This window comes from Plantactinospora sp. B5E13 (assembly GCF_039871775.1).
In the GTDB taxonomy this organism is placed as follows: domain Bacteria; phylum Actinomycetota; class Actinomycetes; order Mycobacteriales; family Micromonosporaceae; genus Plantactinospora.
Genome location: NZ_JBDPLT010000089.1, coordinates 1 through 10,166 on the forward strand (window position 1 = coordinate 1; position 10,166 = coordinate 10,166).

Below are 10,166 nucleotides of genomic sequence, written 5' to 3' on the forward strand. Positions count from 1 at the left end.
TATGGGCCCGACCGTGTGGGTGTGGGGGGCCGCAGCCTCGCCCGGGTCGGGGGCGGTGAGCGCGGCCACGTCCGCCGGAGCCAGCGAGAAGTCGAAGACGTCGAGGTTGGTCTTCATCCGCTCCGGCGAGGAGGTCTTCGGGATCGGCACGAGCCCGAGCTCGACGTGCCACCGGAGCACGACCTGGGCCGGCGTCCGACCGTAGCGCTCCGCGACCTCCGTCACCACCGGCTCGGAGAGCAGTTCGCGGCCGTGCCCGATCGGCCCCCACGACTGGGTCACGATGCCGTGCTCCCGGTGGTAGGCGCGAACGGCCTCCCGGGCCAGCGTCGGGTCCAACTGGATCTGGTTGACGTCCGGCGTCACGTCGGTCGCGGCCCGGATCCGGTCGATGTGCGCCGGCTTGAAGTTGGACAGCCCGATTGCCCGGACCAGCCCCTCCCGCAGCAGGTCGGCGAGGCCGAGGAAGGCGTCCACGTACCGGTCCTGCCAGGGCATCGGCCAGTGGATCAGGTACAGGTCGAGGTAGTCCACGCCGAGCTTGGCGACGCTGTCCCGGAACGCCTCCCGAACCTGCTCCCGGCCGTGCCACTCGCCGTTCAGCTTGCTGGTGACGAAGAGCTCCTCCCGGGGTACGCCGGAGGCGCGCAGCCCACGGCCCACACCCGTCTCGTTGCCGTACTTGTAGGCGGTGTCGATCAGTCGGTAGCCGACGCCGATCGCCTCGGCGACGGCCCGCTCCGCCTCGGCGTCCGACATCGGCCAGGTGCCGAGGCCGACCTGGGGAATCCGGGCGCCGTTGGCCAGCGCGAGGGTCGGTACGGCCAGCTGCTCGCTCATCGGGGTGCTCTCCTGCCGTCGTACGGCCCGGGACGCGGGCCGGGTTGTGCGGGTCCAACCAGCTCAACCTACTCGCGTGATCATCGGGCCACCGCAGCCGGTTCAGAGCTGTCCGACGGCCAGTTCGCGCAGCGTGCCGGCGAGGGTGTTCCGGGCCAGCGGCACCTTGAAGGCGTTGCCGGGCAGCGGTCGGGCGTCGACGAGCTCCGCCTCGGCCGCCGCCCGGAACCGGTCCTCCCGAGCCGGGCCGCCGCGCAGCAGCTCCTCGGCCCGGGTCGCCCGCCACGGCTTGTGCGCCACCCCGCCGAGCGCGATCCGGACGTCCCGCACCACACCGTCGGCCACGTCCAGCGCTGCCGCCACCGAGACCAGCGCGAAGGCGTACGACGCCCGGTCCCGGACCTTGCGGTAACGGGAGCAGGTGGCGAAGGGCAACGGCGGCAGCTCGATCGCGGTGACCAGTTCGCCGTGCGCCAGCACGGTGTCCCGCTGCGGCTCCTGCCCCGGCAGCCGGTGCAGCTCGACCATCGGGATGCGTCGCTCACCGTCCGGCCCGCTGGTCACCACCACGGCGTCCAGCGCGACGAGCGCGACGGCGAAGTCGGAGGGGTGGGTCGCGACGCACTCCGGCGAGGTGCCGAGGATGGCGAGTTCCCGGTGGTATCCCTCGATCGCCGGGCATCCGGTGCCGGGTTGGCGCTTGTTGCACGGCGTGGTCACGTTCTGGAAGTAGACGCAGCGGGTGCGTTGCAGCAGGTTGCCGCCGGCGGTGGCCAGGTTGCGGAGCTGACCGGAGGCACCGGCGAGCAGGGCCTGGGAGAGCACCGGGTAGCGGCGCCGGACCAGTGGATCGGCGGCCAGGTCGCTGTTCGGGGTGGCGGCACCGATCCGCAGGCCGCCGTCGGGCAGCTCGTCGACCCGGTCGGAGGTGAGCCGGCGTACGTCGACCAGCAACTCCGGGGTGGCGACGTCGAGTTTCATCAGGTCGACCAGGTTGGTCCCGCCAGCGAGGAAGGCGCCGTTCGGGGTGCCGGCGAGCAGGGCGACGGCGCCGGAGACGTCCTCGGCCCGGGTGTAGCGGAAGGGTCTCATCGGCGGGCGACCTCCTCGATCGCCGGGACGATGTTGGCGTACGCCGCGCAGCGGCAGAGGTTGCCGCTCATCCGCTCCCGGATCTCGTCCGCGTCGAGCCGGACCGGGCCACCGTCGTCGCCACCGCCGTCCGGGTTGTCCATGGTGACCGCGCTCGGCCAGCCGGCCTCCGCCTCGCGGAGCATGGCGACCGCGGAGACGATCTGGCCGGGTGTGCAGTATCCGCACTGGAAGGCGTCGTGCCGGATGAAGCACTGCTGCATCGGATGGAGTTGACCGTCCGGGGCGAGCCCGGCGGCGGTGACGATCTCGGCGCCGTCGTGGGCGACCGCGAGGGCCAGGCAGCTGTTCACCCGCCGACCGTCGAGCAGGATCGTGCAGGCGCCGCACTGGCCGTGGTCACAACCCTTCTTCGGGCTGGTGTTGCCAAGTCGTTCCCGCAGGGCGTCGAGCAGGGTGGTCCGGGTGTCCACGGTGAGCCGGTGGTCCGTTCCGTCGACCCGGATGGTGACCTCGACGTCCATGGCCGGACCTCCCGCCTGTACGGAACGCAGCGAACACCTCCAAAGCTAGCCATACCGGCACGGATCGCGCGGTGAAATATGGAAAGCGCGGGTGGGTGAGAATCAACGGCATGCGGTTCGGCATCCTGGGCGTGACGGAGGTGTACGCCGACGACGGCTCCCGGGTCGTGGTCGGCGGTGCCCGGCTCCGTGCCCTGCTGGTGCTGCTGCTGCTCGACGCGGGTCGAATGGTCGCCGCCGATCGGCTGATCCACGGCCTGTACGGCGACAGCCCGCCGGCGGGCGCCAACAACGCCCTGCAGTCCCAGGTCAGCCGGCTGCGCCAGATCCTGGCCGGGACCGGCGGGTCGACGCCGCGACTGGAGTTCCACCCGGCCGGCTACCGTCTCGCGATCGACCCGGAGGACGTCGACGTCCACCGGTTCACCCGGCTGGTGACGGCCGGGCAGCGGGCGCTCCGCGACGGCGACCGGGCCTCGGCGGTCGTACTGCTGCGCGAGGCGCTCGACCTGTGGCGGGACGAACCGTTGGCCGACGTCCGACCGGCCCCGTTCGCCACCCCACAGGCGGTACGCCTGGCGGAGCTGCGGCTGGGCGCGGTCGAGGACCGGGTGGAGGCGGAACTGGGCCTGGCCGGGCCGGGGCCGCTGATCGGCGAGCTGCGGGACCTGGTGACCGCGTACCCGCTGCGGGAGCGGCTGCGCGGTCAGCTGATGCGGGCGCTGTACGCGGGCGGCCGGCGGGCCGAGGCGCTCGCCACCTTCGCCGAGGGGCGGCGGCTGCTCGCCGAGGAACTCGGCGCCGACCCGTCACCGGAGCTCGCCGCACTCCACCTGACGATGCTGCGCGACGACCCGGTGCCGCGCCCCGCGGATCGGCTGCCGCCGCCCGGTGACGACCGGTTGCCACCGCCCGGTGGCAGCCCGGTGCCGCCGCGCACCGACCGCACGTCACCGGTGGGGGAGACCGGGGTGGCGGAGGCGGGTCCGTCGACTGACGGCGGGTCGGCCGAGCCGGCGTACCCGTCGGGGCCGCCGGCCACCGGCGGCCGCCCGGGATCCGGGCTGCCCGGACAGCTGAGCAGCTTCGTCGGGCGGGAGGACGAACTCGGACGGATCAGCAAACTGCTGGACGAGGCCCGGCTGGTCACGGTGCACGGTCCGGGCGGCGTCGGCAAGACCCGGCTGGCGATCGAGGCGGCCGGTCTGCAGTCCGGGGACGTCCGGATGGTCGAGCTGGCCGGACTGGTCGACGGGGCGGACGTGGCGCCGGCGGTCCTGGCCGCGCTCAACCTGCGGGACGCGGCGCTGCGGGCGCCCGGTGGGCCCCGGGACGTGGTCGACCGGCTCGTCGCGGCCCTGGCCGACCGGCGACTGCTGCTGGTGCTGGACAACTGCGAGCACGTGGTCGCCGACACGGCCCGGCTCGCCGCCCGGCTGCTCGCCGGCTGTCCGGGGCTGCGGATCCTGGCCACCAGCCGGGAACCACTCGGGATCACCGGCGAGGCGGTATGCCCGCTGGCCGGTCTGCCGCTGCCGGCGACGGAGGTCACCGCCGGCACCGCGCGCGACTGCGCCGCGGTGCGGCTCTTCCTCGACCGGGCCGTCGACGTGGCACCGGGATTCGACGTCGACGAGGAGAACCTCGACGCGGTGCTGCGGATCTGCCGTACCCTCGACGGTCTGCCGTTGGCCATCGAACTCGCCGCCGCCCGGTTGCGGGCGCTGCCGGTCGGCGAGATCGCGGCCCGGCTCGACGACCGGTTCCGGCTGCTGAACCGGGGCAGCCGGGTGGCCCAGCCCCGGCACCAGACGCTCCGCGCGGTCGTCCGGTGGAGCTGGGACCTGCTGGACGGGACCGAGCAGCGGCTGGCCCGACGGTTGACCGTCTTCGCCGGCGGCGCCGACCTGGCCGCGATCGAGCGGGTCTGCGGCCCGTTCGACGCCGCCGACGTCCTCGACGTACTGACCGGTCTGGTCGACAAGTCGCTGGTCGAGGCGGGGGGTGGGCGCTTCCGGATGCTGGAGACGGTCCGGGCCTTCTGCGCCGAACGCCTGGTCGACGCCGGCGAGGCGGCACCGCTGCGCCGGGCGCACGGCGCGTACGTCCTCGAGCTGGCCCGCGCCGCGGACCGTGGGTTGCGCGGCGCCGACCAGTTGGAGTGGTTGCGCCGCCTGGACGCCGACCGGGACAATCTCCACCTCGCGCTGCGCCGGGCGGTCGCCGACGCCGACGTCGACCTGGGCCTGCGGCTGGTCGCGGCGCTCTCGTTCTACTGGTGGCTGCGGGGCCTGCGCGCGGAGGGGGCAGCACTCGCCGACCAACTCGTCAGCCGCCTCGGCCCCGAACCTCCAGCCGGACTCGAGGAGGCGTACGCGCTCTGCATCCTGCACGCCTCGCTCGGCGGGTACGGTCCGGCGGCGCGGGCCGTGGCCCGGGCCGGCGAGATCCTGTGGAACCTGAACCGGCCGCTGACCCAGCCGTTCCTGCTCTACCTGTCCGGGATGGCCGCCGGCCCGCCACCGGACCTGCCTCTGTCGGTATCCGGGACGCCGGAGTCGTGGGGCATCGTGGTCGGGTCCGATCCGTGGAGCCAGGCGCTGGCCGCGCTCGGCATCGGCATGGTGCGGATGATGGAGAGCCGGTACGACCAGGCGTGGGCGGAGTTCGACCGCGGGTTGGCGGGATTCCGGGCACTTGGTGAGCGCTGGGGCAGCGTACTGACGCTGAGCACGATGACCGAACTCGGCTACCGGTGTGGTGGGGCGGAGACCACCGGGCTGCTGGACGAGGCGCTGCGACTGGTCGAGGAACTCGGCTCCACCCTGGACATGGCGGAGCTGCTGCGTATCCGGGCGGACGGCCGGGTCAGCGTCGGGGAACTCGACGGGGCGGTGGCGGACTACCGCCGGGTGACCGAGCTCGCGTCGCGGGCCGGGGCGCCGGAGATGCTCGCCGCCGCCCACCTCGGGCTCGGCGAGATTGCCCGGCGCCGGGGCGACCCGACCGGGGCCCGGCGACTGGCCGAGCAGGCCCTCGCCGAGTGCCCGACCGGCTGGTTCGGCGCCGAGGGGGTCCGGCTCGCCACCCTGGTCCTGCTCGGTCAACTCGCCGAGGCGCGGGGAGCGCCGGACGAGGCCCGGGCGCACTTCCGGGAGGTGCTGGCCGCGCCGGTCGGGGTGTGGGAGTCGGCGATGCTCGCGATCGCGGTGGAGGGCCGGGTCGGGCCGGTGCTCCGGGACGGTGATCCCGAACGGGCCTGCCTGCTGCTCGGCGCGGTGTCGGCGCTGCAGACCGGCATCGGTCCGGCGGGGGCGGTGGCCGGCACGGAGGTCGCCGGCGCGGTGCGGGCCCGACTCGGCGACGCGGCGTACGAACGGATTTTCGACCGGGGTGCGGCGCTGGACCGAACCGCGGCGCTCGACCTGCTCGACCGGTCCTGAGCCGGCCGCCCGACGTCGGGTTCGGGCCGTCGGCCGGCGGTGCGTGACCGGTGGGTCCGGAGCCAGGCCGGTCAGCGTGTGGTGCGCGGCCGGTGCGCGCGGTCCGGGACTGTCGACGGCATGACCAATACGACGTCAGCGGTCGTCGCCGAAGGGCTGCGCAAGCGGTACGGCACGACCTGGGCCCTGGACGGGCTCGACCTGGCCGTGCCGACCGGCACGGTCTACGGGATGTTGGGCCCGAACGGCGCGGGCAAGACCACCGCGGTGCGGATTCTGACCACGCTGTTGCGGTTCGACGCCGGTCGGGCCCGGATCGCCGGGTACGACGTGGCCCGCCAGCCGGAGCAGGTCCGCGGTGTGCTCGGGCTGACCGGCCAGTACGCCGCGGTCGACGAGATCCTCAGCGGACGGCAGAACCTGATCCTCTTCGGCCGGCTGCACCACCTGTCCCGGCGGGCCGCCCGCCGGCGCGCGGACGAGTTGCTGGAGCGGTTCGGGCTCGCCGACGTGGCGGGCCGTTCGGCGGGAACGTACTCGGGTGGGATGCGGCGCCGGCTCGACCTGGCCGCCAGCCTGATCATGACACCGAGGGTGCTCTTCCTCGACGAGCCGACCACCGGCCTCGACCCGCGCAGCCGCAACCAGCTGTGGTCGGCGGTACGGGAGCTGGCGGCGAACGGGACGACGGTGCTGCTCACCACCCAGTACCTGGAGGAGGCGGACCAGCTCGCCGACCGGATTTGTGTGATCGACAGCGGCCGGATGGTCGCGGAGGGCACGTCGGACGAGCTGAAGGCCCGCATCGGCGCGGACCGGATCGAGGTGGTCGTCCGGGACCGGGCCGGGGTGGCGGCCACGGCGGCGATCCTCGAGCGGCTCGCGGCCGGCCCGGTGAGCGTTGACGCCGAACTGCGGCAGCTCGGCGCGCCGGTGGTCGACCGGGTCGCCGCGCTCGGTGACGTGATGCGGGCGTTGGAGGCCTCGGGAATCGTGGTGGCCGACATCGGCCTGCGCAGGCCGACCCTGGACGAGGCGTTTCTGCAGCTCACAGCCGGCGGAGCCCGGCAGGTGGCGGGGGTGGCGCGGTGACCGGGGTCGGTGGGGTGGTCGGCGGAGTCGCGGGTGACGGGGGTGGCGCGGTGAACGGGGGTGACGCGGTGCGCAGGTTCCGCTGGGCGGTGGTCGACGGGGCGACGATGACCGGGCGCAACATGGCGCACGTGGTCCGGTCGCCCGAGGAGATCATCATCTATTTCAGCCTGCCGATCATGTTCGTCCTGGTCTTCGGTTACGTCTTCGGCAGCGGCATGACGGTCCCGGGCGCGGGCAGCTACCGGGAGTTCCTCCTGCCGGGCGTTTTTGTGATGACGATGCTCTACGGACTCGGTGCCACCGCGAGCGGCGTGGCGATGGACGTCAGCCGGGGAGTGGTGGACCGGTTCCGGTCGATTCCGATGGCCCGGTCGGCACTGGTGACCGGGCGTACCGGGGCCGACCTGATCCGGGCCCTGCTGGAGATGACAACCCTGGTGGTCTGCGGTCTGCTGGTCGGCTGGCAGTGGCGCAACGGTGTGGTCGACGCGCTGGCGGCGGTGGGTCTGATCCTGCTGCTGCGGCTCGCCTTCACCTGTCTTGGGATCTTCTTCGGCCTGGTGGTTCCGAACCCGGACACGGTCGGCGTGATCGTCTTCCCGCTCGCCTTCCCGCTCACCGCCCTCTCCAACGTCTTCGTCGCCCCGGAGTTGTTGCCGGACTGGCTCGGTGCGGTCGCGGCCTGGAATCCGCTTTCCGCGACGGTGGCCGCCGCCCGGGAGTTGTTCGGCAATCCGGGAATCGGTGGCGACTCCTGGCCGGCGCAGCACGCGACCCTGCTCGCCGTCGTCTGGCCGCTGGTGTTGATCGCCGTCTTCGCCCCGCTGGCGGTACGTCGTTACCAGCGGCTGGGCCGCTGAGCCCGGGCCGGCGGTCCGACCCTACGGATGGATTTAGCGTCAGCTTGACGTGAATACCCTTCCCTGTTTATCGTCCCAGTGACGAAAACAGGGGAGGGTATCCGACCATGAGTGACGTGAAGCGACGTCTGTTCCTGCGGCACCTGCGCGGCACCCCGACCAGCTGGGTCCGCCACCACGTCCGCGGTCAGGTCCGGCACGAGGGCGTGGGGCTGTCCTTCTGGTACCGGCCGCTGGTCAGCGTACTGAGCGAGGTGCCGGTCGACGACCGGGAACTGCCGCTGCTCTTCCACGCCCGGACCAGCGACTTCGCCGACGTCACCGTCCAGGCGACGGTGACGTACCGGATCGCCGACCCGGCACTGGCCGCGAGCCGGTTGGACTTCTCGGTCGACCCGGACCGGGGCGCGGCCCGGGGACGGCCACTGGACCAGATCGCCACCCTCCTCGCCGAGCTGGCCCAGCAGCCGGCACTCGACCTGCTGGCCCGGGTGCCGCTGGCCCAGGCACTGACCGACATCGCCGCCGTCCGGGAGGCGGTCTCGGCCGGGCTGCGCGACGAGACCCGGCTCACCGACATCGGCGTCACCGTGGTCAGTGCCCGGGTCGTCGCGGTCCGGCCCGAGCCGGAGATGGAACGGGCGCTGCAGACCCCGACCCGGGAGGCGGTCCAGGTCGAGGCCGACCGGGCGACGTACGCCCGGCGGGCCCAGGCGGTCGAGCAGGAACGGGCCATCGCGGAGAACGAACTCCAGAACAAGATCGAGCTGGCCCGCCGGGAACAGCAGCTCGTGGAACAGCACGGCGCCAACGCGCGGCGCAAGGTCGAACTCGACGCCGCCGCCGATCTGGCGGTGGCCCAGGGCAAGGCCGAACGGGAGAAGGTGACGAACGCCGCGACGGCCGACCGGGCCCGGGTGCTGGCCGCCGCCGAGGCCGAGAAGGAGCGGACCCTCGCCGCCGCCAAGGCCGACGGGGTACGGGTGATCGGGCTTGCCGAGGCCGAGGCGGAGGCGGCCAAGCTCGCCGCCTACCGGGACCTGCCGGCCGGGGTGCTGCACGCGCTGGCGCTGCGGGAGATGGCCGGTCAGCTGCCCGAGGTCGGCCAGCTCACCGTCACCCCCGACGTGCTGACCGGCCTGCTGGACCGGTTGGCCCGGTGAGCAGGCCGAACCCCGCGCCCCGGTTCGTCGTGGTGCGCGCGGACCTGGCTGCCGGGGTGACCCGGTGAGCGCGACCCTGGCTCCCCGGGTCGTGGTGGTGAGCCGGCGCAGCGAACTGGACGAGCTGCTGGCTCAGCACGGCACCCGGGCCGCGGCCGGGCACTACCTGAGTCGACGGGGGCGCGACCTGGCCGAGGTGGTGGCCCGGCACGACGCGCTGCAGGTGGCGCTGACCACGGTCGGCGCCGCCGTCCCGGCGGACTGGCGTCGGGGCCACGCTGACCGGGACGACCTGGCGCGGTTCCCGTTCGCGGCCGAGGACGTTGTCGTCGCGGTCGGCCAGGACGGACTGGTGGCCAACGTGGCGAAGTACCTCGACGGTCAGCCGGTGATCGGGGTGGACCCGGATCCGGGTCGCAACGCCGGCGTACTTGTCCGGTACGCGCCGTCGGAGGTGGCTCGGCTGCTGCCGGCGGTGGTCTCCGGGCGGGCGCCGATCCGGCGGCGCACCATGGTCCTGGCGGTCCTCGACGACGGGCAGGAACTGCTCGGCCTCAACGAGATCTACGTCGGGCACCCGGGCCACCAGTCCGCCCGCTACCTGCTGTCCCTGATGGACGGCCGTCGAGAGCGGCAGTCCTCCTCCGGCCTGGTGGTCGGGACCGGGACCGGTGCCACCGGCTGGTGCGCCTCGATCGCCCGGGAACGGGGCGACGGTCCGGCCCTGCCGGCCGCCGACGAGCCGGCGCTGTGCTGGTTCGTCCGGGAGGCGTGGCCGTCACCGGCGACCGGTGTGGCGTTGACCGCCGGGCGGCTCGGCCCGGGCGAGACGGTGGAACTCGCCGCCGAGCGGGAGCGACTTGTCGTCTTCGCCGACGGACTCGAACACGACCACCTGGCGCTGGCCTGGGGTCAGCGGCTCACCGTCGGCCTGGCCGGACGGTCCCTGCACCTGGTCGAGCCGGCACGCTCCTAGGGCTCGAGCGTGGCGGGCATGCTGAAGGCGGCGACGTGACGGGCACCGATGAAGGCGTTGCTTTCTACGATCTTCCCGTTCTCGATCCGGAGTACGTCGACGACCAACGCCTCGTAGTGCGGGCTGCCGGGCCGGCGGAGATAGTTGATCAGTGCCGGGCGCCCGTTGGCCGA

At 73.5% G+C, this 10,166-nt stretch carries 8 protein-coding genes; 5 read left to right on the forward strand and 3 right to left on the reverse strand.

Annotated elements, in window-relative coordinates; genetic code table 11:
* The 3 genes from ABGB05_RS36545 to ABGB05_RS36555 form a co-directional block, all read right to left on the reverse strand.
* On the reverse strand, nt 1–840 hold an 840-nt coding region (locus tag ABGB05_RS36545), incomplete at its 3' end, for an aldo/keto reductase (RefSeq protein ID WP_347658608.1).
* Between the two features lie 102 nt (nt 841–942).
* Entirely contained in the window at nt 943–1,932 is a 990-nt protein-coding gene (locus ABGB05_RS36550) for a xanthine dehydrogenase family protein subunit M (protein ID WP_347658609.1), read from the reverse strand.
* A complete protein-coding gene (locus tag ABGB05_RS36555) occupies nt 1,929–2,456 on the reverse strand; it encodes a 2Fe-2S iron-sulfur cluster-binding protein (RefSeq protein ID WP_347658610.1) in 528 nt (175 codons plus the stop codon). Before ABGB05_RS36555 ends, ABGB05_RS36550 begins: the two co-directional genes overlap by 4 nt.
* A gap of 110 nt (nt 2,457–2,566) precedes the next feature.
* Here ABGB05_RS36555 and ABGB05_RS36560 point away from each other — a divergent pair, with 110 nt between their 5' ends.
* The 5 genes from ABGB05_RS36560 (at nt 2,567) to ABGB05_RS36580 (ending at nt 9,993) form a co-directional block, all read left to right on the forward strand.
* Nucleotides 2,567–5,899 carry a BTAD domain-containing putative transcriptional regulator gene (locus ABGB05_RS36560; RefSeq protein WP_347658611.1) on the forward strand — a complete coding sequence of 1,111 codons (3,333 nt, stop codon included), beginning with the start codon at nt 2,567–2,569 and terminating at the stop codon, nt 5,897–5,899.
* A gap of 120 nt (nt 5,900–6,019) precedes the next feature.
* Nucleotides 6,020–6,991 carry an ATP-binding cassette domain-containing protein gene (locus ABGB05_RS36565; RefSeq protein WP_347658612.1) on the forward strand — a complete coding sequence of 324 codons (972 nt, stop codon included), beginning with the start codon at nt 6,020–6,022 and terminating at the stop codon, nt 6,989–6,991.
* A 107-nt stretch (nt 6,992–7,098) separates the two neighbouring features.
* Nucleotides 7,099–7,854 (forward strand): ABC transporter permease, encoded by a 756-nt coding sequence (locus ABGB05_RS36570; protein WP_347658615.1) that lies wholly within the window; start codon nt 7,099–7,101, stop codon nt 7,852–7,854.
* Between the two features lie 107 nt (nt 7,855–7,961).
* Nucleotides 7,962–9,017 (forward strand): SPFH domain-containing protein, encoded by a 1,056-nt coding sequence (locus tag ABGB05_RS36575; protein WP_347658613.1) that lies wholly within the window; start codon nt 7,962–7,964, stop codon nt 9,015–9,017.
* 64 nt (nt 9,018–9,081) lie between these two features.
* A complete protein-coding gene (locus ABGB05_RS36580; RefSeq protein ID WP_347658614.1) occupies nt 9,082–9,993 on the forward strand; it encodes a hypothetical protein in 912 nt (303 codons plus the stop codon).
* Nucleotides 9,994–10,166: the final 173 nt, after the last annotated feature.

Bases quoted from the DNA above. Each gene is read 5' to 3' on its own strand.
- ABGB05_RS36550 (WP_347658609.1), bottom strand. From the start codon at position 1,932: ATGAGACCCTTCCGCTACACCCGGGCCGAGGACGTCTCCGGCGCCGTC.
- ABGB05_RS36555 (WP_347658610.1), bottom strand. From the start codon at position 2,456: ATGGACGTCGAGGTCACCATCCGGGTCGACGGAACGGACCACCGGCTC.
- ABGB05_RS36560 (WP_347658611.1), top strand. From the start codon at position 2,567: ATGCGGTTCGGCATCCTGGGCGTGACGGAGGTGTACGCCGACGACGGC.
- ABGB05_RS36565 (WP_347658612.1), top strand. From the start codon at position 6,020: ATGACCAATACGACGTCAGCGGTCGTCGCCGAAGGGCTGCGCAAGCGG.
- ABGB05_RS36570 (WP_347658615.1), top strand. From the start codon at position 7,099: ATGACCGGGCGCAACATGGCGCACGTGGTCCGGTCGCCCGAGGAGATC.
- ABGB05_RS36575 (WP_347658613.1), top strand. From the start codon at position 7,962: ATGAGTGACGTGAAGCGACGTCTGTTCCTGCGGCACCTGCGCGGCACC.